Raw genomic sequence first — 24,870 nt, 5'->3', positions numbered from 1 at the left:
AAAGAAAAACAATCCGCTGCACAAGCTTTTTCCTTCCATCAATCTATTTATCTGCAATGGAAGAAAACAAATTCATTGTAGCGAAGGACGGTAAGGTTGGAAAGATGCGTCTCTTCAATGAGATAGATACAGAAGGCTTCACCCTCGACAGATTCCTTGCAGAATTCGATACGTTACAAAACGATGACTCAGTTGACGAGATAGAAATACTTATCAATTCCCTTGGCGGTTCCACTTGGAAAGGCTTTCCCATTGTTACGGCAATCTCCAACTCTACTAAACCAGTTACCACGGTTGTCGACACCGTAGCGGCTTCGATGGCTGCTCTGATATTCTTGGCAGGTACAAAGCGTAAGGTCTACGACTACAGCCAAGTGATGATTCACGCCGCTCACTATTCAGACGGCTCCCCTGCTGATGAGAAGTTGAATCAAGTCAATGACAACATCTTCGATTTAATCAAGGCAGTCACAAAGAGAGGCAAAGACAAAATCAAAGGCTGGTTAAGCAAAGATTCTTGGTTCACGTCCAAGCAAGCACTCATCGAAGGCTTTGCAACTGAGATTATCAAAACAAGACTATCCCTTCAGAACCAATTTCAATCTGAAGTACGCAGTATGGTCGCTTCAGCCAGTTCAATTGAAGACATCAATAACCTTAAATCAAAATATGAGCAAATGGAAAACATTTATGCTCTTCTTGGTCTTCCTGCTGAATCGGATGCAAAAGCCGTTGAAGCGAAGATTAAAGAAGCTCAAACCGCTCTTGAAATCAAAACTCAAGAGATAACAAACCGAGAAAGCAAGATCGCAGAACTCGAAGCCTCTTTGAAAGTTTACAAAGACGCTGAAGTGGCAAAACACGAAGCCGAAATCAACGCTCTGGTTGAAACTGCATTCTCTAACAAACAAATCAACTCTGAAGGCAAGGCAACTTGGAAAACAATCCTCACTGCTGACTTCGAAAACGGCTCAAAGGCGATTAAAGCTCTAGCCAAAACCGAGAAGCTTTCTGAAATGATTAACACCAACCAACCACAAGAGATTGAAGTGAAGCTTTCACCTATTCAATCGATGATGGTTAACCCATTCTAATCCTAACCACGAGAAATAAAATCATTTAAATAATGGCAATTTTACAAACAGGCGGAACAGTATATACCGCATCATATCCCGGCGTAGTAGCCAGATTCATGAAGGAAGCTGACCTCATCAGCAAGGGACACGTATACGTGCAAGGTGGCTTCAACGAGTCATTCAAAATCCCTAGAGTGTCAATGAGTGACGCTATCCAAGCGCATACAGAAACACCGGCATCTGAAAAGGGTGACGTGACATTCGACAACGCAACACTTACTCTTACCAAATACGATGTATTTGTGAAGTTCAACCCGAACTCACTTGCTGGATACTGGAAACCATTCCAAGCAGACGGTGAATTCAACTTTAAAACACTTCCCGGTCAAGTTCAAGGACAAATCACGTCTGTGCTTCTTAACCAAGTAGCTGGTTACAATGACATCGTATTGCTTCAAGGTGATACTTCACTTACTGGAACCACTAACCTTAAATATGTTACTGGTTTCATTAAGCGTGCGCAAAACGCCCCTGAAGTTTACGACATCACAGGTGCGACAACTATCACTCAGGCTAACGTAATCTCTGAATTGCAACGTGCAATCCGTCAATCGAAGAGAAACAAGTCAGACGTTAGACGTGCAACTTACGACCCTAACTTCAAGTTGTTCGTGTCGCAATACACTAAAGACCTTTACGGTGATGCTTTGAGAGGGTTGACCAACAAGTCAATCTCTATCGAAGACAGAACACCAGACAGAGTTAATGGTCTTCAATTGGTTGCTCTTCCGGGCATGCCTGACAACGCAATCCTTGGTGCAGTTGGACAAAACTCGCCTAGCTCAAATTTGTGGGTTGGTTGCAACGATATGGGCGACTTCACTTCCGTAAGAATTGAAAGATGGCGTCCGGAATCGGAATTGTACTTCATGAAGATGACTATAGGATTAGATTCTGCAATTGTTAAACCAGAAGAAGTTTTCTTGTACAAAGCCTAATCAACCATAACTCTTAACCTTTAAACTAAAATTAAGATTATGGCTTTAAGTAAAATAACTATAACCGAAATCAATGGAGCTAGCAGATTCCTGACTTCTGATGACAGCAAGTCAGGTATGCTCTTCTACGTCTCCGACACCTCCGCATTGGCAGAGACGTCTTTCCAAGTGTATAGCTTGCAAGAAGCTGAAACAGCCGGTGTAACAGTGGACGACTTTCCGGTTGCTCACTACCACATCGATGAGTTCTACCGCATGAGTGATAGCGCTCAATTGCAAGTGAAGTTCGTTAGCTATACCGGTGGAACTCACGACTTCGCAGAGGTGAAAGAGCTTGTTGCTGATGCCGATGGGGATATGAGCCAAATCGGTGTGTACACTCAAGCTAACTTCTCAACAGGTATGGTTACGGCTCTCCAAGCTGTCATGTCAGACCTTAAGGAAGAAGACGACATTCCGCTTGTATCATTGCTTCAAGCAAACTTCAGCGGCGTGACGCTTTCAAGCTTGTCAGACCTTAGCTCGTCTAACGCTCCACAAGTAGCCGTGTTGCTTGGTCAAGACGGTGGTGGAACCGGTGCTGCTTTGTATAATTCAATCGGCAAGTCAATTGGTATCTTGGGTGCTGCATTAGGTAGCTTATCAGTTTCTTCTGTTCATGAAAGCATTGCTTGGAAAGGACAATATGACGTCAGCGGTGCCGAGTTGAATACTTTGGCATTTGCGAACGGTACTCCATACAAGAGCGTTAGCAAAAGTCAACTTGCAACCCTTAACGATAAGAAGTACATCTTCCTTTTGAAAGACTTTGGACTCAACGGTTCATACTTCAACTCATCATTTGTTGCAACTCAAGAAAGCAGTGACTACTACTCCCTTGAACGAGGAAGAGTAATCAATAAGTCAAGAAAGCTTCTTAGAACAAGCCTACTTCCTCAATTGAATTCACCTCTATACCTCGAAGAGTCAGGTAGCTTGAGACTGGAAACTATTGGCAAATTCACTTCGCTTGCTGAACAAGGCTTGCAAGGAATGCTTCGTGCAGGAGAGTTGTCAAACTATTCAGTCTACATCGACCCGGCACAAGACGTCTTAGCAAGTGATACGCTTGTAATCGACGTTAAGCTTCAACCAGTTGGAGTAAGCCGCTACATAAACATCACTTTAGGGTTCGCCGTTAGTTTGGCATAACCGTATTTATTTAAAACGAATATAGACTATGCCTATCCCTTCCGAATATCCAACCCTCGTAAATGGTGAAATGTACTCATGGACGTCCATCAGAGTGCAGCTATCGAATGCAGTTCTACCTTTAGTAAGTGTAACTGCTATCAGCTACTCAGACGCACGCGAAAAGACTAACGTCTATGGCGTTGGTGACAAGCCTATTGGTCGCTCTTATGGAGCAGTTACAAATGAAGGCTCAATCACAATCCATAAAGATGAACTAAGACTATTTCAAGATGCAGCACCTTTCGGTGACATTACATTGTTAGACGCATTCGAAATTACCGTTAGCTACCGCTCAACAATCGCTGGTAAGATTACAACTGAAGTTCTTAAGAACGTAGAGTTTACATCCAACCCAACTGCTGTGGCTCAAGGGGATACTTCAATCGCAATTGAAATTCCTTTGATTCTCGCAGGTATCAAGAGAGGTAACAATCCATTCTATTAATTGTTCAAAAACGACTTCTTAACAGATTCGTCTTTCAACGCTCCGAACCATCATCCAACCGGGTGATGGTTTTTTTGTTTGCGTGAACTGTATTTACTGTTATGAAAGACGAATCAAAAGAAATCACAGACAGCACCGAAGCGAAGCTCAAGAAGATTCACGGAGATGTCACAAAAATCACAATTAAAGGGAAGGACAAGAAACAATACGTTGCCTACTTAAGGGAACCCTCACTTGCTGAATTGGACGCAACTCTTCAACACTTGAGTTCCGCACCAGTAAGTGCAAGTGTTGGATTGTTTAGAAGTATTCACGTAGGTGGAGACGCAGAACTACTGAACCTTGTTGAAAAAGCAGGCTACGCATTAGCTATTCACAAAGAGATTCAGAAAACAATCCCAAACTACGACGCCACCTCAATGATTATCTAACGAGGTGGAGAATTCCCAAGGATAAGAAAGTCGACTCACTTAGAAAACAGATGGCTCTACTAAGATACCATTATCGAATTGACCCAACTGCACTAAGCATTGAAGACTTCTCCAAGCTCTGGAGTGAATTCGTCTGGTGCCGAAACTTTGAAAGTCCAGAGGAAAGAAAATAACACTTAAGCATGACATATATGACAGTTGGCTAGTAACGACAAGGTTTGGTTTGAGCTTGATTTTAAGGACGGCTTCACAGGTCCACTTAATTCAGCGATTGGGAAGGGTATTGCATCACTTAAAGGTCTTGACAAGGCTGGAGGTAGTTTATCCTCAAGTCTTGGTGGTGCGCTTTCAAGTCTCATCAGTCCCGCTGGTCTTGCAACCGCTGGTATAGCTGCTCTTGGAGCAGGGTTAGCTTCTGTCATAAGAACGGGTTCTGAGTTTCAGAAGACTATGTCCACCGTTCAAGCCGTACTTGGAGCAACATCAGAAGAAACAAAAAGGCTCAATGACCTAGCTATCTCCCTTGGTGCTAGCACTTCATTCAGCGCAAGTCAGGTGGCATCCAGCATGGTAGAGATTGCCAGAGGTGGCTTCAATACAAAACAGATTGAAGAATCAATGGCTGCTATTCTAGACCTCGCAGCAGCGACCGGCACCGATCTTACTCGTTCCGGAGAAATAGCACTATCGACATTAAACTCGTTCGGACTTGAAGCTACCAAAGCTAATCAAGTAGTTGATATGCTTACGGCAACAGCGAACAGGTCGGCAACTGGTGTTGAAGACCTCGCAGAAGGCTTGAAGTATATTTCATCCAACGCTCATGCGATGGGTGTTTCTTTAGAAGAAGTTCTTGCCGTTCAAGGTGCTTTGGGTGACGCTGGTCTTCGTGGGTCGGTGGCAACAAGAGCATTGGGTTCAGCAATGCAAAGGCTTTCCAAGCCAACCAAGGCAATGGCTGCAACAATGGAAGCGTTGGACTTGAAGTTCTTTGACGCTAACGGAGACTTCATTGGCATTGTTGGAACAGTTGAATTGCTTGAGAAGAGACTGGAAGGCGCATCCGCTGAAATGAAAGCAAACACGCTTTCCACTCTATTTGGAGCCGAAGCATTTGGTGAGTTCAATATCCTCATGCAGAAAGGTTCGAAAGGTCTTCAGGAATTCCAAGACGAATTGCTGAACACTAGAGGTGTTGCCAAAGAGACAAGCAAGACGATGCTTGACAACCTTTCAGGCGATATTGAACAGCTTGGCGGTGCATGGGAGTCATTACAACTTAAAGTATTCGGACAACAGCAAGGCTTCTACCGTTCAATCGTGCAGATGGCAACAACCTTTATCAACCGTCTAAGCGGCGCTTGGGAAGGTTTGATTGCACCACTAGCCAAAGTATGGACCTCATTGACAAAGCTCACAACTGCATTCGGCGACCTGTTCAGAGCAATAGGTTTAATCAGCGAAGGACAGGACGGTCTTGACCTCTTCTTTGACTACTTGACTTGGGGACTTAACAACCTTGCCACGGCGATTAGTGTTGTTGTCGATGGTCTTGCATGGGTGGTGAATGGAATTAAGGACGCAATCAATTGGTTGACCGACCTTTGGGATGCATCAAAGTTCCTTGCTCAAAACATCACGCGCTTGTTTGCTCCACTTGCTGAAGTCGTTTCGGGTGTGTTCTCATTTGATGGCAGTCAAATCAAATCCGGTCTTGCACACTTTGGAGAAACTTGGAAAGAGTTGCAAAATGAATTTTGGGCATCACGCACCAAAGAAGCAGGCATAGCATCGGCTGCAGATAGTGCGACTCCTTACGACTCCACCAAACCGGGAACTGTAGCCGCTACTTGGGGACTAAATGAATTAGCAGGTGAAGAAGAGAAGAAATCAAAGAGCAAGAAAGAGAAGGCATCAGACATCGACGTTGTTGGCTCCGGTTCAGGAAGAAGTGTGACAGTAAACATTAATAACCTAATTGGCAACTTAAGTGTGAATGGTGCGAATATGGCTCAAAACATAAAAGAAGCCGTGTCACAAGCGCTTGTTGATGCAGTGAGAGATTTTGAAAGCAGCTACTAACTATGATAAAAAACATCATTAAGAACAACGTTGTGGACATCGTTTGGACAAACGTCGACAAGATAACTCCAAGCACCTACGAGCCGGACCAAGCAATTGCGACGTCACTCTTAGGCTTCCCCGTCTATTCCAATCTGCAAATTAACAACGGACAATATAAAGATGTTGTTACCGGAGAGATTCACAAGTACTCAGGTCTTAGGATTGATAGCGCTATCATGGTGGTGAATGGTGGAAAGAACCTCGTTGAAACTTCCATTCAGGGAAGGAACGGAACAATTAAAGAGCTTATTGGAAATGGTGACTATCAAATCAATATTTCAGGTTTTCTGTTGTCTCAAAGAATCAATGTTGCTCCTATAGAAGAGAAGAACGTTCTTATTCGAATCTGCCAAGCACAAGCACCTCTTGAAGTTGTATCTCAGTTCTTGAATGACTTTGGAATATTCAATATCGCGATTCAAAACTACTCAATACAAGAAGACATAGGTCACAGGGATAGAATACCATTTACGATTCAGGCACTTTCAGACCTGCCTTACGACATTGAAATTATACTTGAAGAAGAACAACAATCATAATGCTGGTTCTCGCATGCGAAATACATATTGGTCAATACGTCTTCAAACAGATCGGTGAAGTTGAAATCAACTCCAGCTATGAGACGTTGACCGACACTGCTGTAATCACCATTCCAAGACGGCTGCAATTTCACGGAAAGACAATCTTTGTTGACGACCCTGCAATCTTCAAGAAAGGTGACAAAGTTAGAATCCTTTTGGGTTACGGTTACGACAACAAGACAGAGGTATATACCGGCTACTTGGTGAGAATGGAATCAGGTATTCCAACCAGAATCTTTTTCGAAGATGCTGCATATCTCCTTAAGCAAACCCAAGCCTTCAACCTAAGCTATCCAAAATTAAGCATATCGCAATTGCTTAAAGATATACTTCCGGCTGGAATGAAATACTATGTTGAAGGTGACATACAACTAGGAAAAGCAAGCTTCAAAAAAGCAACAGCAGCACAAATACTTAAGTACCTTTCAGAGAAGTTTTCAATCAACGGCTGGATAAGGAATGACGTGTTGTACGTAGGACTCAACTACTACCCCTCACTACAAACCGAACACAAATTCCACTTTCAAAGGAATGTTATCAGTAACAACCTTGCGTTCGTCAAAGCTGAGGACATCAAATACTCTGTTAAGGCAACCAGCTACATGCCTGACAATACCAAGATTGAAGTCGAAGTTGGTGATAAGGAAGGCGCAGAAAGAACAATACACTTCTATAACGTCGACGAAGCAACCTTAACTGCACGAGCCACCAAGGCACTTACAGAGTTCAAATTCGATGGCTACGAAGGAACGTTGGTGACTTTTGGAATTCCCGCCGTTAAGCATGGCGACATTGTAAACTTGACCGACTCTTACTTCAAAGAGCGTTCAGGGAGGTACATTGTCAGAGCCGTCAGAACCACTTTTGGTCAAAGTGGATACAGGCAAGAACTCTCCCTAGGCGAAAAAGTCTAAACCTACCAAATCCAGTATTTACTACTGGATGGATTTACGAACAGCAATTCAGAAACTAGCTAAACAGGACGTCTTTGAAAGCGTCTTAGGAACAGTCAAAGCGGTGGACACTTCCACCAAGACCTGTACCGTTACCCCTTTGGAAGACTCTCCGGACCTACTTGAGGTTCGCCTTAGCGCTGAACAATCTCCAATCAACGGACCTATACCAATCCCCGCCGTTGGCAGTTGGGTAATCGTAGGCAATACAGCCAACGACCAACCACATATTGTGATGTTCTCACAGTTGGATTCTTACACACTCATTTTCGGCAACACCGAATATAAGTTGAGTGAACAGGGATTGAAACTAACTGTTGATTCCGATGACCTAAAGACAGGAATGCAAGACCTCAAGTCCGCATTAATGGCAATGACCGTTAACACTCCCGTTGGTACAAGCTCCATCCCCTGCAATGTCGCAGACATCGAAGCAGCATTAAATAAGATTATTGCAACACTGGATTAAGATGTTAGTACACGCAACCATAAAAGCCGACTTAATAAGCGCACTTAACTCCATAACGTTCGATGAGAATTCAACGGACTTGGATATTAAGACCGCTTATGCTGATGCCATTGCCACTTGGGTAATCGCTGTAATACAGTCCGCTGATTTGACTATCCCAACAGGAACAATCATAACGAGCGGGTCGGCTGCAACTCAGACGCAATCAGTTCCGGGAATTGTAACAGGAGGGCTATCGTAATGACAGGGATAAGATTAAGCGATGACTTTCAATTCATTACCCAAAGAGGTGACTTCCTCATTGGCGATACTGATTTGCAGGATGAGAGAAATATTCTATATGCCGCAAAGGGTGGGTTCTTGGAATCTCCAACCCTCGGAGTTGCCATTGAAACTTACTCAAATAGTCCAATGAACAAGCCAATACTTGAACGAATCATTCGCAAGGAGTTCGAGAAAGACGGCATTAGCGTCACCTCTGTTACTGTGACACAAGTCGATGGCGACGACTTTAACATAACCTTACTGACAAATAGAAACGAGCAATGAGAGAGTATCTAGTTAGCTATGGTCAATCGATATTCGACATTGCCGTCAATGAGTATGGTGACATCACAAGAGTGTGGGACTTAATAGACGACAATGCCTTCAGTGAGGGCTTGGACACAACTCTGAATGGTGGAGAAATCATCCTGCTTAGAGATGGAACAGCATTGACTGCAAACACCATCACCGGATACTTTGACAGATACCCTGCGACAATAAACAACAGTGACCTTGAGTCTACTGGATTAGTTGAAGCGTTGAGTCTGGTGCTTAAGCAAATTGGAAACGAAAATTACGGTTCTGACGGCTTCATTCTCATCGACGTAAACGGGGGAACACCTGACTACTTCTTCGAATGGAAGCTTGAAGGAAACGACGACATAATTGCTACAACTCAAAACCTAGTAGCTCGAAGTGCAGGAACTTACTCAGTCACCTGCATGGATGCGAACGGTAACCAAGCGACACTAACCAATCTGGTGATTTCACTTGTAGACCACACAGTTTACATAGTGGATGAGCACGGAAACAATATCGTTGATGAGAACGGAAATTACATTATAGAATAAGATATGAATAAGAGAGTTATAGATTTAGAGGAAAGCATTTCACGCGACAAAACGGATTACGTGATGGCGTACAACGTGGAGCCTAGTCCCGTTGGAAATATCTTCACGTACAAAATAAAGATTGAAGACCTGCTTGCCTTGCGTCCCATTACGGTGAACGGCAAGTCAGGCACAACCATCATCGTAATTGCGGACGATATTCCAGACGTTAGTTCGACAAAGAAGTTCACAACAGCCACTGAAAAGGCAAAGGTAGCTCTCATCAAAACCGACCAAGGGAGCACTACTTACTTGGCTGGTGACGGAAGCTATCAACCCGTTCCGGTCATTCCTTCTGGCATAACCACAACAACAGTGGTGTCAACCTCAACAAGTACGTCTCTAATCTCAACCAATAACCATTTAGTAATAACAGACACAACATCTGGTGCTTTATCAATTGACCTACCGCTTTACCCTGTCAATACTCAAACTGTAAGGGTAAAGGACGCTGGCAATGCAGGAACATTCAATGTGACTGTAAATGGAAATGGTAAACAGATTGAGAATACCACTTCATCAATAATCAACACAAACTTTGGTGCTATTGAATTTGTCTTCGCAGACATCGTAAATAAATGGCTTGTTGTGTCCTTCGTTTAATTCATTCAAGAACTTATGGCAAGAACCATACAAGAAATAATCGATGCAATCTTCAGTGACAAGAACTCTAGACCTGAGTTGAATAGTTTGAATAGCACAAGCAATACCTCTGTTTATCGCAATTGGGTATTCAATGCAGCGGTTGCGCAAAACAGCCTCGAACAAATACAAGATCGCTTTCAATTGGAGGTCGACGAAATCATTGCAAACAATTTCATAGGTACGGCAACGTGGTACGGTGAACGCGCTTTAGAATTCCAATTGGGCTACGACTTGACACTCGTTGGCAATAAGTTCTCTTACCCTGTAGTCGACGAATCATCACAAATAATTAAAGCTGTTTCGGTTGTTGAAGACTCCGGGTCGACTTTATATATAAAGGTAGCTACTGAAGATTCGAACACAGGAGAATTGGAAGCTTTGACCAATCAGGAGAAGACCCAATTTTCCAAATACATTACCAAAATAAAGCTTGCAGGTACGAAGATTAATATCGTAAGCCTTGCTGCTGACCAGTTGGTCATGTCCGGTTGTACGGTCGTTTATGATGCTATCTATGACCCTGCTGTAATCAAAACAGCGGTTGAAGCTGCACTTACAAGCTATACAAAGTCAATTCCGTTTGATGGAAAGGTTAAGACAAGTGAAGTAATTGATGTCATTCAAGGTGTAACCGGAGTTACCGATGTTGTACTTGACAACTTAGCTATTAAGACCGGAAGTGATACCATTGCGGTGGGAAGGATAGCTGAATTGCCTGCAGGGTATGTAAACGAAGCAACGTCCCCGCTCTCATTTGATGACCTTATAACCTACGTAGGAGAATAATGCAGCAGATATACAGATATGACCTAAAGAAGCTTGTGCGTAGACTCATGCCGGTTCGCTGGAGAAATCCACGCAATTTGAACTGGTATGAATGCCTGCTATCAGGCATGAACTACTCTATGGACCGCTTTGAAGCTTACAAGGAGGATGCACTTCGAAGGCTCTCCTACAACGGTCAAACCTGCTACTTGGAGAAATTCCTTAATGATGTCTACGACAACACTCAGAGACGCATCCAAATTAAGCATGATGAGAGTAGCGGTGTGTTTTGGTATAACGAAGATGAGGGTCAAGCCCCGATTTACATTTACAACGAAAGTGAGAGCGGAACAACGTATTTATACAACGAGGGAGAGGACTTCGGAGCCTTACCGGATGGAATCGATTTCCGGATTGTAGCACCTGCAAGTCTTTCAAGTAAGGAATCGCAAATGCGTGCTGATGTAAAGAAGTACGCACTCGCAGGCAAGACTTTCGACTTCGTTTTTGCATAAGACAAATAACCTTTAAAGGTAAAGATGATAGAAAATTGAAAATAGTAAACCTTGACATAGATAACGGTAGACCCGTCTCCAACGACGACCTACGAATCCTACAGGAAGAATTGTATAAAGCAATTCAATATCAGTATGCGGGACTTGGAGCATTCATATTGCAGAACGTTACCGTTGCTGGTCTTAACGTAACTTCAGGACTCGTCTACATTAACGGTCTTGTATTGGAATTTGACGCAACAACTGTATCCAGTTTCCCTCAATACATTGTCCAAGCTCCTAACGTGGACGTAGATATGGACCTCACAGAGCTTGGAGACTCGTTCGCCAAAAGAACAATTCAGAAAGCAGAATTGTCCTCAAGTGTTCCGGGTTCGGGCGAATATATAATACTCAACTCGACAGGAGGTCGCAATTACAACGACATCTTAGCTAACCAGTTCGTCCGTGTTTCTGGTAATCAAAACATTGCTGGTACAAAGAACTTCAGTGCTCCGGTTATCTCCAATGGTATCAACGTCAATGATGCTCTAAACACTATTAACTCCACTGGTTGGGTAACAACTGCGAGAATAGCAGATTTCAATGTGACACACGGCAAGATTGCAGGTAATAGTATTGACGCTACACGCTTGCAAGACAGCAGTGTAACGGCAAGCAAAATTGTTGATGGGAATGTAACCACAAACAAGATTGCCGATGCGAATGTAACCACGGCAAAACTTGCTGATGGTAGCGTAACCACAAACAAGATTGCGGACAGCAACGTAACGGCTGCAAAGCTTGCTAGTGATGTGAACTTGCTTTTTACTGGTAACGGGGCATCAACCGATCTAAGTGTTGATTTTAGTACGGTTGCAACCTACACAACAAGAACATACGGCAACAAGTTATTCACCCTTACGAACAACCCCGGCAAAATGCGTCCGCTGGTTTACTTCCAGTGCCAACTTGCTCGTGACTCTGGTGGCTCGGACTTCTGCCAACTTCAATTGCAAAGGTCAACCAACCTTTCGTCATGGGTTACAATTGCTACACGTAGCTACAAGTTAGACGGCGATTCTTGGACAACCGGTGCAGTACTTACCGTTGATTCAGGTGCAAGCAGTGGAACAAACTGGTACCGTCTTGTGGCAACAGTAACATCCGGGGGACTCTGCTATATGTCGAACAATTACACTGCAACTATCGTTGGCGTAACCCTGTATTAATATGGCATTATTCGATACTAAACAGAACTTAAATAACGGTCGCTTTGAACAGGCTTCAGGCGACACTCTTACTCTAGGAGGTATTACCAATGTCACAGGTGACTTGCAAATCGACGGTGTAAGCATCAGAGATTTGACAGGTTCAACCAGCGGAGGAACCGGTAACGATATGTATACCCTTGGCTCCCCTGCTGCAATCAGCCTTGGAGGCATTACAGCAGGCTACATCATGACTGGTAAGACCTATGGTCAAATCCTTGAAAAGCTCCTTGTGCCTACACTGAATCCAACACTTACAGCACCAAGTTCAACCTTTACCGACAACGTTGCAGCAACATTCGAAGTTGGAAGCAGTCAGAACATTACCTTCACAGCGACCTTTAGCCGTGGTAGTATATCACCAGCTTATGGAACCTCAGGATTCCGAAGCGGATTGCCTACCAAATATGTCTATACAGGGTCCGGAATAGCTGGTCAAGTATCAAGTTCATCCTTGAGCAACAACCGTTCTTTAACTGGATATACCATTCTTGCAGGCTCCAACACGTGGACGGCTTCAGTAGCCTATTCTGTCGGTGAACAACCAAAGGATAGCAGCGGAGCGAACTATTCAACTCCGTTGGCATCTGGTGCGACATCTCCACAAAGCAATACTATTACCGGTATCTATCCATACTTCTACGGAAAGTCCTCAACCCTACCAACAGCAAACAACGCACTGGTAACTGGCGGAACGAAAGTAGTTGCCTCAAGTTCAGGAAGCATCAACATAAGTTTCAATGCAAGCTCGGAATATCTGTGGTTTGCTCATCCTTCCAGTGTAACCACCAAAACCGCTTGGAGCATTTCAGCGCTTAACAACGGTGCTATTGGTTCTGGAAGCGATCTGTTCAATGCACCTTCAACTGTATCGGTAACAACCGTGTTGTGGTCTGGTGTAAACTATAAAGTGTACTTAAGCAACTATGCTACAAGTACCGGAAGTGATGTAATGACAATAAGCTAATGAGAGTATTTACCAAGAAGCATAGAGAGAAATTGAGACAAGCGAAGTTGGGACACAAGCAAAGCGCTGAAACAATTGAAAAACGAGTTTCCAAAATGCGAGGCAAGAACAATCCCAATTATGGCAAAGTCTATACGCTGGCTGAACGAATTGAGATGTCAATTGAAATGACAGACAAGACACTAGGTTCAGACCACGTAAATGCAAAGCTTGATGAAGAGAGGGTTTCAATCATTTGGAAACTATTGAACGAGACGCAACTGAGTCAATCTTACATCGGCGAACTGTTCAACGTTTCAAGAAGTACAATAAAGAATATCAAAGCTGGAATACTGTGGACACACGTAACCGGACTGGAAAGAAATTACAATTATGTCAAAGATTCCCTTAAGTAATGGCAATAACTCTAAATGACAATATAAAAGTAAGTGCAAGCAAGCCGACTGATTCAAGATACTTGAACGTATCCGCTCCGTGGGCTTCAACATCTGCCGTCAACTCTGCAATTCCATCAAGCGAACGTCACAGAGGTCTAACTGTATTGCTTTCCGGTGGTACTGAATATTGGTACAAGAACGGCACAAGTGACGGTGACTTAGTGATTAAGTCAGTCGCTTCTTCTGGTTCGACTACCGGTATCACTGCAAGCAATGGTCTTACCAAGACAGGTAACAACATTGCGTTGGGTGGTACCTTGAACGCGTCGACAAACATTTGTCTTAACAGTTGCAACTTCAGCGTCTATAGGCAAACTACTGCTGTAGGTGGTCAGGGATTGATAGAACTCAATCAGTCCAGCACATTTAGCAAGTTCGCTTCATGCACCATTGGTTCCAATTCGTGCCATTCAGACCTTCTTCTTAGCGCGGGAGCTTGCCCTCAATTGAACTTAACGGCGATAAAGTCAACCTGTAGTGTCGAAATTTGCGGACACGTTGTAGACAACTATCTGTATCTCCGAAATAACAACAGCGCTGCATGTCTAAACCTTACTGGTTCATCAGTGAACGTAACCGGTAGCCTGAGATTAAATACAATCTCGACCGGTACAACTGGTGACTCTGTACTTGTTCGCTCATCAAACGGTGTTGTTAAGCAAGTTTCAAGAGCTAGTTTTTCTGGTTCAACTAGTCCTACAATCACAGCAAACAACGGTCTTACCAAGTCAGGTAACAATATCCACTTGGGTGGAGCTTTGACAGGCGATACCACAATTGCCGCTGCCGGTCACAGCTTCTCTGTTGCTAGTGCGCAAGTGCTTTCATTGGATGCTGAAATTGTAAGCATCACTGGAACAGATGGCGGAATTGCCATTGGTTCAACTGATGGTAATGTAACCCTGACAACTGTAGCCGACGATGTTAATGTTAACTCCGGTGGAAATTTCGCTATTGACGCTGACGAGAATATCACAATGCAGGGTGAGATTGTTTCCATTACAGGCAACGACTCTGCTAGTCTTGCAGGTGACAATGAAGTTACCATTGCTAGTAGTGGGATTATCTCAATTACTTCATCGGCAAACGTCATCAACTTGTCTGCTGGTAGCGGCACTACAATTGCTGGTGCCCACGCAAAGTATGACGCTGATTATTCAGCAGATTTTACAGACAGGTCAATCCCGGACGTTGCTTGGGTTCTTGCCAATGCAGGAGGTTCAGGTAGCACGAACGTTGAGGCTGGAAACGGTCTTACTAAAGTTGGTGACACTATCATTCTTGGTGGCGCATTGAGCGCTGACACTTCCATTAATGCTTCTGGAAGCAGCTTGTACATCAGCAATCTGGACCAATTTCAAGTATCGGCGGCTGATGACATTTTCATTGCATCAACTTCCGGTGACGTGACAATACGTTCAGGTTCATACAGTGGAGTGGGTAACATTTGTTTGGTTGCTGGCACCTATGGAAACAGCAGCAACATCAATTTAATGGGCTATGGTTGTGTAACTATCACTTCCTTCTCAGGTCTTACGATTTGTAACAACAGCGACTTTGGAAAAATCCTTGTTGCCAACCATAATGAAGCTGGTGTATGTATGTACGCTGATGGTGGTGGATTCGTTGTTGAAAATAACGGTTCATCTGGTTGCGTAGATATTCACGACAATTCAGGTGGTGGCGTATGCATCGCAGGTAATTCAAGCGGTGTTGTTGACATTAGATCAAACGGCAATGCAGTTAATATTCAGGGTAACGTCACATCATGCTTCAGCGCATTCGGTGCAGGTATTTGTATGACTGCGTTCGGCGGTGTTGCTCAACTATGTGGAACTAACGGTTTCGCGATTTGTGGCAATGACGATTCAAGCATTTCTTCTAACGGTGAACTTACTTTATATTCCGATTCAGGAGTATTAGTAAAATCGTCCGCTAATCTTGACGTTCACTCTACTGCTGCATTAATGCTTAGTGCAACAACACTTACAATTGATGGAAGTCAAAACCCTTCATTCGCTGGTGCCGAATACGATGCTGACTATTCAGCCAACTTCACAAGTCGCTCACTAGTTGACAAAGAATACGTATTGAACGCAATTGCTACCGGTTCGACTGGTGGTTCTGGTTCGACTGTTAGTGCAGGTAACGGTCTTACAAAACTTAGTGATACAGTTGTACTCGGTGGTACCCTTACAGGTAATACAGTAATCAATACGTCAACTTACGGTATTCTAATCGGAAGTGGATGTGCAACCGGGGCGAAGTCATTTGCTGTTGGTTGTGATGTGAGAGCTACAGGGAATACAAGCGCTGCCTTTGGCTGTGGTTCAATAGCCCACGGTGTTAACTCATTCGCTGCTGGTCAAAACGCTCGTGCTTGGGGATATAACTCGCATGCTGAAGGACAAAATACTTGTGCGATAGGTTCACAAGCCCACGCAGAAGGTCAATCGACAAGAGCCATTGGATACAACACTCACGCCGAAGGTGTAAGCACTCGTGCCTGTGGTTGGTTCTCACACACACAAGGATATAGAACAGAGACGCACCCTAACGCGCAATTCGCTCACGCCGGGGGTGGAACATGCAGCGGGTCGGTCCCTGTTGTCTTGTCTGTAGGTTGTGCGGCATTTAACCACTCATTCAACACAGCTAGTCAATGCACAAGTCACGGTGCGCTTGCAAACCAATCTGCAATACTCGGTGGTATAAACCACAATATTGAGTCTGGTAGTACACGAGCGGCAATTATCGGTGGCTCTGGAATTAAACTTACGGGTTCAACCTACATTGACACTACAGCGGTAGGAAAGTTCGCGATGATGTGTACACCTTCAACTGGAACTGGTTCGATGTGCTATTTGGTTCGCGATTCGGCGACTGGTATTATCAAGCAATGGTCAGGTGCAACAGGTGGTGGAAGTTCATCAGCTTCAAGCATATCCTTTGCAACTGGTGGAACCAATTTAACTGGTTCAACTGTACAAACTGCGATAGCGGAAGTAAACAAGATGCACTTTGTAGACATCAACTTTACCGTAACCGGAAAGACATTTACTTATAAAACTCCATTCAACGCAAGGATTGAAAGCACGTCAACTCAAAGTGGTTCAATCACTATGAAGGTTGGCGTAACAACCAAGAACGTGGGAGATTCAATAAGCCAATACGATAACCTAGATGTAACGACTACAGCGGTATCATTGGCAACTATTAAACTGAAACGAACATAATGAATAGAAGTTATCACGTTGTAGAAAACAAAGTAGCTGGAAACTTAGAGTTCACGTGGACAAGTACAGCTACTCAGTCAATTGTAGTTCCGTCAGGATTCACATCAATGCAATATCTTATTGTAGGTGGTGGCGGCGGTGGTGGAAACCTAGCTGGTGCTATCAACTCTGCTGCTGGTGGTGGAGGTGCTGGTGCTGTTATTGAAGGAGCTATTTCAAACCCAAAGGCAGGGACATATACTTTTGTTGTTGGTGCTGGTGGTTCTGGTGGTTCCGGTAATGGAGCGAATTCAACGCTCACAATCCCTGTTGTTGGAACCATCACGGCAAACGGTGGCACAGGTGGAGCAGCTAACAATGCAGCGGCACCGACCAACAGTAACAACGGCTCTGGTGGTGGTGGCGCTTCCGTTACTGCTTACGCTACTGGTGCTGCTGGTGGAACTTACGGTTATGCGGGTGGCAATGGTACCGATACTGTTGCCGGTGCTGGTGGTGGTGGTGCTGGTGGAGCAGGTTCACAAGCTACGTCGACAACTGCAACTCCAGACGGTGGTGGTGCTGGAAAGGTATCAACCTACTTCGGTGGAACTTTTGGTGTTGGTGGTGGCTCCTTCGCTGTTCACGGCACAAATAGAACTAGCGTCGCTGGTACTGCAAATACCGGCAATGGCGGTAGTGCAGGTATGAGATTCAATGCCGGTCAAGCAGGTGCCGCTGGTGGTTCTGGTATCATCAAAGTCAGGTTCATTGCCTAATTACCTGCAATTGCATAGCTTCGAAGAGGAATACACTCTCCGTTATGATAAGGCAGATTACGCACAACCGGGACATTCAGGTAAGAATTGAAAGGCAAATAGCACGCTACCAACAACAGTCTAAACCCTTCAACGCATTTATTGAGGGAGTTGGAAAAGCTCAGGAGGTTACAACAAAATTCCACGACATAGACGAAGGACTCAATAGAATCGTCCGACAAAACTTCTTCATTAATGCGATAACCTGTCTTGAGGTCTATATAAAGGACACGATAGTTCATCGTGCAGATGCATGGTCGCCCGAAGGTCTGGATAAATTGCTTACCATTAATCTTACCCTAAAAGATGCAGCGAAGCTCCTATCCATTAAAGACGCAACACCTACCCTTCTGTATTCACACTATCGAAACTACTCCAATCTAAAAAGCATAGCAGACGATCTCAATCTCCTTGTCAAACCCAAGATTGATTTCATTAATTTCATCAACAAACAGATGCCGAAAGCCGACGAAGTAGGGAACAACACTTTTGAAGAATGGGAAAGCGCTTTAGAAGAGATGTATGAACTTCGACACGAATTTGTTCACTCAAAATCTGACTATGACCCTCACCCTGACGAAATCAATGATTTAGCTACAATGCTTCAACTGTTAGGTAACTTCGCTGAATTCTTCTTTGAAGACTACCTATCCAAAGCAAAAGACTAATTACTTCTTATTCTTACCCAAAAGATTTCTCTCAATCCACCTTATTGAACCAACCGGAACATCGGCTTCAATAAGCGCATACATAAGCTTATGTTTAAGCTCGTCCGTCAGTGCACCGGTATTGATTGCCGTCTTGAATATGTCGCTAACGTAAATGGTATTCGTATCATCGTCCATTCCATCAGCCGTCAGAAGGCTACCTAACAGGTCGGCTATTAGCTTATAATCTTCCGTCATGGTAAGCACATAATGGAACATATTGAACTTACCTCGAAGCAACCAGTAGTCCGTATCGGCTTCCTTGTACTTTAATTTAATTTTACTTAGCGTCATCCTCTTTCTTCTTCTCGTTGTCAATCTTCACACCAAGTAACTCGAATACGAGTTTCTGAAGGTTGTTGATGAAACCATCACCAGTGAAGAATAGTGACAAACCCACAAAGGAAATAGCCCCTAATACCCAAACGTCCGTAGTGTGCTTGGTAATGAATATATACCCGGCAAAAACAAGAAGGATTAAGCCAAGAGTCGTTGATTTGTACTTTGAGATGTTGGAGAGTTTCACTTCGGAAATAGCTTAAATATGCTATCTCTAAATACCCGTGAAAAAGAAAAAGAGTCGGCAGGGTCAAAACCACCGACTCTCCATTAAAAAAACCCAATAATTTTCACTAAAGAAAATACACCTATAAATACTCTTTGGGAGAAGAAAAGGGATAAAAGAAAGGGAACAGCGTGTTGAGGCTGTTCCGATTCCGTTTGCTTTGTTAATTAAAAAATCTGACTACTCATAAATACGAGCCTTTACCCACAAATTGGACTATTTATTATCAGCTTGTTTAATTAAAATATTTTGACTCATGACGTTACAGAATAGTAACCCGTTGGCGAATCTCTTTGTCAGATACTTCTCCAACATTCAGGGTACGCACTTGATTGAGATGCAGTACCAATACGCTACGGCGGACGCAATACTAATATTATCAGGAACAACCAAACTCGTGGAACACAAGGATAGAAACAATAGCTGCATCCACTACGACAGCGCACTACTTGAAAAGCAAAAATTCGACTCGCTTTCGGCGGTCAACAAGCTGTTAGGTATGGACTTGCTTTTTGTTATGGAGTATCCTGAGGTTGTCATGCTCTACTCACTCTCTCCAAATCCAGACCACTACGATTGGTTCGAACTGAAATGTCCGGCAGATAAGAACCAAACCTACGAAAAGGATAAGATCGTTACCTATCTACCATACTCCCAAGCCCGAATCATCAGCAAAAAAACTTGGAGAGAAGTCGACTTCCAAGTCTTTCATGAATGGTGGACGGTCCAGAAGGAAAAGGCAAGCCTTGAAGTATTGCAGTGGGCAAGTCAGCAGAACTAAAAGTGTTCAGCCGTTCTTGAACCAAGATACTCAAGAAGCTCCATCTTGTACTTTCTCGGTAACACGCGCCAAGTCGTCTTAAGGTCGACAACATACTCTTCAAAATAGGCTCTATTGACATCATCCCAATCAATAGTGAATTCTCTTGTTTCTCTTCCTGCATTCTCTAGCAATATTCCCTCAAGTCTTTTCATCAGGGATTTATGAACACTCTTTTCCAGCTTGGTGTGCGCAGGAACGTTAGAGTTGAACCGTATCTTTAACTGATGAACATCAGCCTCACTAGTTGCTGTAAAGATACCATTAGGAACATATGGAATACCGACAAGCCTAATTGTAAAAGGAAACTTCAAGGGGTCAACGAAATGCATATTAACGGGATTAAGTTTGTAACCTAAGTAAGAAAACTCTTTTTGCTTAAAATTATCGTTTGCGTCTATCTGCTCTTACTGACGAGGAACGGCAATAAAAAAGGGTTAAACTAGTCAGGCACAACCCTTTCTTAATTAAAAAATATCCTTTAATTAAAGAACATTTTTTAATTAAATCATTTTTCTTAATTAAAAATTGAGATTAGCCAATAGGCGTTTCTTATGCTCAATGCTTCCAGTCTCAACGTAGCTATTCATAAGTTCGCTCTGACCGCGAATAAGGTGACCGGTGAATAGGGCTATCTCACTCTCGCGCAGGTTGAGGTGGTGATAACAAATCGTTCCAAATGTTTTTCTTGCCCAATACGGATTGAATACATCGTGAATCGGCTGGAAGGAATTATCTACACTTACCATCCTATCAAGTCCACAAAGTATTCCAACCTTCCTCAATCGCTCTCTGTAGTGCTGCTCGTTCTGGTCTACATTCTTGCTCACAGTAATGTTGGGAATCTTCCCTTGGTATCTTCTAATAATTTCCAATGTGTAGGCATTCATTGGATTCATTATTGTCTTATCCACCTTGGCTTGGTAGAATGAAAGCACCTGCTCTGTTGCAGAATACTTGAGCAACTTCAATGTTGAATATTCCTTGAACCCCCTTAGACCTCCACTAAAGGTTTGCATTATAAACATATCCCTTGCGACTGCTAAGTCAGCGTCATCGAACTCGAAGTTGAGCAAGTGGTCAATCTCTTCCTTACGGAGGTTGTGTTGCAGTCTTGTTCCCGAAAGGTTCTTTGACTTCATGAACAGCGAAAGCTTCAGTTCATCTACATCGAATCGCTTAATCAATCCTTTCTTATATAGTGAATAGGGCATGTTGGAAACTGTGATACCTTTCACAACACTGATGTACTTGTTGAATGTTTGCTGCATATACTGCTGCCTTGGTTTATCCCGGAAGAATATTGCACGGTCATAGTCCTTATAATTGAACCCTTTGGTTGAGAGGAAATAGTAGCCCCTTGCATGAAGGAACTTGAAGAACGACAGCAGCCACTGAAGGTTCAGGTCTTCAACTCGCTCACTTGGCTTACAATGCTCACGGAATTCAAAGAGCCTAATTAACACGCCACGAGTTTTGACCGATAGACGAGGGTCATCGTATAACTTTCCGAAGAGGTCAAATAGATTGAGCTGCTGCTCCTTCTTTTTCTTAACCAAGAATAGTTGCTCGTAAAAGTAGGTTGCCGATACTTTGTGACTAAGTCCGTCAGCAATGGTCAGAGCTTTGAGTGCAATCTGTTGGAGCATGATATTGATTTCAACCGAAGGAATAAACCGGTTGTCATTGAGGTCGCCGATTCTGCACTTCAACCCTTGACCATTAACTTGAACAGGGATGTCAGTGATACCAAACGGGTAAGTAATACGCATCTTCACGGCATACAGTCCGGTTGAAGATTCACGGTTTCGAACCAGTGAATAACGAAGTGATGATTTGGTTGATTTAATCGATGAGGGAAGGACATTTTTAGGCATTGTTTTGGGGATTATGTACCCCGTAAAATGCTCCCTACGAAGAATTTTTAATTAAAAAATGTGGTCCAGCGGGATGGAATCGCAGTCCATTTTTCTAACCCGAACTGCCGGGGCTACAAAAAACAGAGTGAGAGTGAGAGCGAGAGCGCAGCTTGAGCGAACATACTCACTCTGTTTTTTCTTCGCTCTCACACTGTTCCTCATTAAAAGTCAGAGCGAGAGCGCAGCTTGAGCGAACAACCTCAGTCTGTTTTTTTCTTTGCTCTCACACTGTTCCTCACTCTTAATTTCGACGAGTGCCACTAACTCAAGGACGAATGTCACCAACTCCAAATTAGGTCAGGTTCAATATTCGTACCTTCGCGTTAACCAAAGAATTCAATTCTGGATAATATAGCGTTCGTAGAATTATTTAACATCACGGACAATGTCGCTATAGCAAACTCGGAACTCCAAATCAGCGCGAGTGGAGCGAGCAAGACGGCGTTCATGGAGACCGGAGACTTGTATGCCTCACTTCCTGACAAAGAAATTATACTCGGCTTTCGCTTAAAGTGCAGTAGTTTGAATCATGCCGCTTCTGCTGGCAATGCATACATATTCATTTACAAGAACTAGAAGGCGTATAAAAAACATTGCAGATTTAGAAAACAGCGACTTCTTGAGGGAGCGTTTTCTATCACCCTAATGAAAGTACGTTCAGGCTTTGAACGTACTTTCACACAATGATTGTTACTATGCCTTGTTCCATTTCAAAGGCACATTCGCTACGATCGGATCAACCATTGTGTTCAGCATTATGAGTGTAGAATCATCAAGAATGGTGCGTTGGCTCGCTCTGTTTTTTTCTTCGCTCTCACCCTCAATTAAAACTCCCGAGCGTTAAATCTTGACTGGAGAACTTGAAAATTGTTCGATACCCGGACCCTCTGACTACAAAATCTAAGCTACTTTCCTAGCCCATTCTTTGTATCTCCCGTCCAGGAAGGCCTGCGGCATTCCTGACGGTATTGTTGTAGCATACCCGCACCGTGGCTATTTCTTACAAATGCGCAGAATGCGCAAAGAAATACGCAAAGGTAAATCGTCTTGAAAGGCAAAGTTTACACATTCCGTAGCTCGATTTCGATCAGCGAAACAAAACTTTCATTCTCAGAAAATAGGTTTCCTGACCAAATCCAAGAGGCCCTACTCAACCTTAACACTTATATAACCTTTGAATAATTAGTTGATGAAAAAAATCTTTAAAACGATTGGATTGATCTTGCTGATCGCAATAGTCGGGTTAGCAATTTGGATCCATTCAAATTTGAAAGATCGCAATCCTGATTACGCTGCAGATTTACGAATTATGGCCAGCAATCCTTCTTCATTGAACGCAGGATTTGCCGCCATGAAGATCACACCTGAAATTCCTGATCGTTGGACGGATGCAAACAATGATTTTGAATATCGGACAAAAGACGGAGACACCTTTGAGGATGGCAACGGCAATGGTGTTTTTGATGCCTTCTGGATAGCCGGATTTAGTGGTGGCAGAGCGGCCAACGGAATTCACGATGACCTTTGGGCAAGGACCATGGTGATTGATGACGGAACAACCCGTATCGCCATCGTTGTACTTGATGCCATTGGCTATTTGCATGATGATGTTGTAGATATCCGGTCGCGCATACCGAAAGAAGCAGGAGTTACCTATACCATAATTGCATCTACCCATGATCATGAAAGCCCTGATCTCGTAGGTATCTGGGGCGACTCGCCTTTCAGGAGCGGTATTAACAAGCAGTACATGGAGTTTGTGAAAGATCAGGCCGTAATGTCTGTAGTGACCGCTGTGAAAAATATGCGCCCCGCCCGGTTGTCGATTTCTCAGGATCTCACAGGCGCAATTCCTCTGGTGAAAGACACGCGCCAGCCAGAAGTTTTTGATTCAGGCTTGAGACTTATCAAAGCCATCGACAAAGAAAATGGTAACGTACTCGGTTCATTAATTTCCTGGGCCGATCATCCTGAAACATTGTGGGGCGATAATTTGCTGATCTCTTCGGACTTTCCTCACTATGTGCGGGAAGGTGTTGAGAAAGGAGTTTACAAGGGAGACAGTCTGGTTAAGGCTGGTATTGGTGGAATAGCTGTCTATATCAACGGTGCTATTGGAGGATTAATGACCACGCATCCCAGCCTAACCGTGAATGATCCATTTTCTGATCAAAAATATGACGAACCAACTTTTGAAAAGACGGAGGCACAAGGCAAGCACCTGGCCTTGCTTGCTTTGAATGCCATGGATCATCCGCTTGAAGAAATTGATTCAGCGGCAACTTCACTTATCGTAAAAACAGTTTATTTTCCAGTAGCTAATAAATTGTTTCAACTGGCAACAATGATTGGCACATTAGATCGGGGAGTAACCGGATGGATGAACATGCGTTCCGAAGTTTCAGTCTTCAACATCGGGCCGCTTTCGTTTACAACAATTCCGGGGGAAATCTATCCGGAAATTATTAACGGTGGTGTAGAAGCACCTGAAGGCGGAGACTTTGGAATTAAACCAATGGAGACGCCACCGGTGAGAGAGATGATGGCCGGCAAGTATAAATTTGTGTTTGGCCTGGCTAATGACGAGATCGGTTATATTGTTCCCCGAAGTCAATGGGACGCTGAGGCACCGTTTACATACGGAAAAACTGGTAGGCCCTACGGAGAAGTAAATTCTCTGGGACCAGAAACTGCACCGTTGTTGCATCAAAGCATTACGCAGTTGCTAAAGGAATTGAATCAACCCTGAGATGACAATTGATAATTGATAATTGATAATTCTG

Annotated in this window: 26 protein-coding genes; 22 read left to right on the top strand and 4 right to left on the bottom strand. The window is 43.6% G+C overall.

All coding sequences use genetic code 11. The features are described 5' to 3' along the window. The first annotated feature begins 56 nt into the window (after window positions 1–56). From WBG78_RS28460 to WBG78_RS28365, 20 genes are all read left to right on the top strand, one after another. The gene (locus WBG78_RS28460; RefSeq protein ID WP_337329931.1) at window positions 57–1,094 is read left to right on the top strand and encodes a Clp protease ClpP; all 1,038 of its coding nucleotides are present in this window, start codon (window positions 57–59) and stop codon (window positions 1,092–1,094) included. 32 nt (window positions 1,095–1,126) lie between these two features. Beyond that, window positions 1,127–2,074: a hypothetical protein gene (locus WBG78_RS28455; protein WP_337329930.1), complete on the top strand. Its 948-nt coding sequence runs from the start codon at window positions 1,127–1,129 to the stop codon at window positions 2,072–2,074. Window positions 2,075–2,113: 39 nt separating this feature from the next. Beyond that, window positions 2,114–3,265, top strand: coding sequence for a DUF2586 family protein (locus WBG78_RS28450; RefSeq protein ID WP_337329929.1), 1,152 nt, complete (start codon window positions 2,114–2,116; stop codon window positions 3,263–3,265). Between the two features lie 28 nt (window positions 3,266–3,293). Beyond that, a complete protein-coding gene (locus tag WBG78_RS28445) occupies window positions 3,294–3,752 on the top strand; it encodes a hypothetical protein (protein WP_337329928.1) in 459 nt (152 codons plus the stop codon). Window positions 3,753–3,853: 101 nt separating this feature from the next. Beyond that, a complete protein-coding gene (locus tag WBG78_RS28440) occupies window positions 3,854–4,183 on the top strand; it encodes a hypothetical protein (RefSeq protein WP_337329927.1) in 330 nt (109 codons plus the stop codon). A gap of 198 nt (window positions 4,184–4,381) precedes the next feature. Next, window positions 4,382–6,265 (top strand): phage tail tape measure protein, encoded by a 1,884-nt coding sequence (locus tag WBG78_RS28435; RefSeq protein WP_337329926.1) that lies wholly within the window; start codon window positions 4,382–4,384, stop codon window positions 6,263–6,265. A gap of 2 nt (window positions 6,266–6,267) precedes the next feature. Next, window positions 6,268–6,846, top strand: a complete 579-nt coding sequence (locus tag WBG78_RS28430; protein ID WP_337329925.1) for a DUF6046 domain-containing protein — start codon at window positions 6,268–6,270, stop codon at window positions 6,844–6,846. Further along, window positions 6,846–7,802 carry a hypothetical protein gene (locus tag WBG78_RS28425; protein ID WP_337329924.1) on the top strand — a complete coding sequence of 319 codons (957 nt, stop codon included), beginning with the start codon at window positions 6,846–6,848 and terminating at the stop codon, window positions 7,800–7,802. The genes WBG78_RS28430 and WBG78_RS28425 overlap by 1 nt, the downstream gene beginning before the upstream one ends. A gap of 28 nt (window positions 7,803–7,830) precedes the next feature. Further along, complete coding sequence (locus WBG78_RS28420) at window positions 7,831–8,310, top strand: hypothetical protein (protein WP_337329923.1); 480 nt, start codon at window positions 7,831–7,833, stop codon at window positions 8,308–8,310. A 240-nt stretch (window positions 8,311–8,550) separates the two neighbouring features. Further along, the gene (locus WBG78_RS28415) at window positions 8,551–8,859 is read left to right on the top strand and encodes a hypothetical protein (protein WP_337329922.1); all 309 of its coding nucleotides are present in this window, start codon (window positions 8,551–8,553) and stop codon (window positions 8,857–8,859) included. Then, on the top strand, window positions 8,856–9,425 hold the full coding sequence (locus tag WBG78_RS28410; protein ID WP_337329921.1) for a hypothetical protein: 570 nt from the start codon (window positions 8,856–8,858) through the stop codon (window positions 9,423–9,425). The genes WBG78_RS28415 and WBG78_RS28410 overlap by 4 nt, the downstream gene beginning before the upstream one ends. A gap of 3 nt (window positions 9,426–9,428) precedes the next feature. Further along, window positions 9,429–10,067 (top strand): hypothetical protein, encoded by a 639-nt coding sequence (locus tag WBG78_RS28405; protein WP_337329920.1) that lies wholly within the window; start codon window positions 9,429–9,431, stop codon window positions 10,065–10,067. Window positions 10,068–10,082: 15 nt separating this feature from the next. Further along, window positions 10,083–10,895: a hypothetical protein gene (locus tag WBG78_RS28400; protein WP_337329919.1), complete on the top strand. Its 813-nt coding sequence runs from the start codon at window positions 10,083–10,085 to the stop codon at window positions 10,893–10,895. Next, on the top strand, window positions 10,895–11,389 hold the full coding sequence (locus WBG78_RS28395) for a hypothetical protein (protein ID WP_337329918.1): 495 nt from the start codon (window positions 10,895–10,897) through the stop codon (window positions 11,387–11,389). Before WBG78_RS28400 ends, WBG78_RS28395 begins: the two co-directional genes overlap by 1 nt. 35 nt (window positions 11,390–11,424) lie before the next feature. Continuing rightward, window positions 11,425–12,600 carry a hypothetical protein gene (locus WBG78_RS28390; protein WP_337329917.1) on the top strand — a complete coding sequence of 392 codons (1,176 nt, stop codon included), beginning with the start codon at window positions 11,425–11,427 and terminating at the stop codon, window positions 12,598–12,600. A 1-nt stretch (window position 12,601) separates the two neighbouring features. Then, window positions 12,602–13,606: a hypothetical protein gene (locus tag WBG78_RS28385; RefSeq protein ID WP_337329916.1), complete on the top strand. Its 1,005-nt coding sequence runs from the start codon at window positions 12,602–12,604 to the stop codon at window positions 13,604–13,606. Then, window positions 13,606–14,001: an NUMOD3 domain-containing DNA-binding protein gene (locus WBG78_RS28380; protein WP_337329915.1), complete on the top strand. Its 396-nt coding sequence runs from the start codon at window positions 13,606–13,608 to the stop codon at window positions 13,999–14,001. The genes WBG78_RS28385 and WBG78_RS28380 overlap by 1 nt, the downstream gene beginning before the upstream one ends. Beyond that, the gene (locus tag WBG78_RS28375; protein WP_337329914.1) at window positions 14,001–17,279 is read left to right on the top strand and encodes a hypothetical protein; all 3,279 of its coding nucleotides are present in this window, start codon (window positions 14,001–14,003) and stop codon (window positions 17,277–17,279) included. The genes WBG78_RS28380 and WBG78_RS28375 overlap by 1 nt, the downstream gene beginning before the upstream one ends. After that, on the top strand, window positions 17,279–18,037 hold the full coding sequence (locus WBG78_RS28370) for a glycine-rich domain-containing protein (RefSeq protein ID WP_337329913.1): 759 nt from the start codon (window positions 17,279–17,281) through the stop codon (window positions 18,035–18,037). The genes WBG78_RS28375 and WBG78_RS28370 overlap by 1 nt, the downstream gene beginning before the upstream one ends. A 44-nt stretch (window positions 18,038–18,081) precedes the next feature. Next, window positions 18,082–18,744: a HEPN domain-containing protein gene (locus WBG78_RS28365; RefSeq protein WP_337329912.1), complete on the top strand. Its 663-nt coding sequence runs from the start codon at window positions 18,082–18,084 to the stop codon at window positions 18,742–18,744. Here WBG78_RS28365 and WBG78_RS28360 read toward each other — a convergent pair whose 3' ends face one another. Both WBG78_RS28360 and WBG78_RS28355 read right to left on the bottom strand, forming a co-directional pair. Further along, window positions 18,745–19,077, bottom strand: a complete 333-nt coding sequence (locus WBG78_RS28360) for a hypothetical protein (RefSeq protein ID WP_337329911.1) — start codon at window positions 19,075–19,077, stop codon at window positions 18,745–18,747. Beyond that, on the bottom strand, window positions 19,064–19,309 hold the full coding sequence (locus tag WBG78_RS28355) for a hypothetical protein (RefSeq protein ID WP_337329910.1): 246 nt from the start codon (window positions 19,307–19,309) through the stop codon (window positions 19,064–19,066). The genes WBG78_RS28360 and WBG78_RS28355 overlap by 14 nt, the downstream gene beginning before the upstream one ends. Window positions 19,310–19,604: 295 nt before the next feature. Here WBG78_RS28355 and WBG78_RS28350 point away from each other — a divergent pair, with 295 nt between their 5' ends. Next, window positions 19,605–20,129, top strand: a complete 525-nt coding sequence (locus tag WBG78_RS28350) for a hypothetical protein (protein ID WP_337329909.1) — start codon at window positions 19,605–19,607, stop codon at window positions 20,127–20,129. On the opposite strand, the gene WBG78_RS28345 is transcribed toward WBG78_RS28350, so the two are convergent. Together WBG78_RS28345 and WBG78_RS28340 are read right to left on the bottom strand one after the other, a co-directional pair. Continuing rightward, window positions 20,126–20,500, bottom strand: coding sequence for a hypothetical protein (locus tag WBG78_RS28345; protein ID WP_337329908.1), 375 nt, complete (start codon window positions 20,498–20,500; stop codon window positions 20,126–20,128). The two genes, WBG78_RS28350 and WBG78_RS28345, sit on opposite strands and share 4 nt — an antisense overlap. Window positions 20,501–20,689: 189 nt before the next feature. Then, window positions 20,690–22,045, bottom strand: a complete 1,356-nt coding sequence (locus tag WBG78_RS28340; RefSeq protein ID WP_337329907.1) for a hypothetical protein — start codon at window positions 22,043–22,045, stop codon at window positions 20,690–20,692. A 1,231-nt stretch (window positions 22,046–23,276) separates the two neighbouring features. Here WBG78_RS28340 and WBG78_RS28335 point away from each other — a divergent pair. Next, window positions 23,277–24,836, top strand: a complete 1,560-nt coding sequence (locus WBG78_RS28335; RefSeq protein ID WP_337329906.1) for a hypothetical protein — start codon at window positions 23,277–23,279, stop codon at window positions 24,834–24,836. Window positions 24,837–24,870 lie beyond the last annotated feature (34 nt).

Source organism: Chryseolinea sp. T2, from assembly GCF_037203685.1.
Lineage (GTDB): Bacteria > Bacteroidota > Bacteroidia > Cytophagales > Cyclobacteriaceae > Chryseolinea.
Note: the sequence above shows the minus strand (reverse complement) of the source record. Positions and strands in the feature narration are given on the sequence as shown.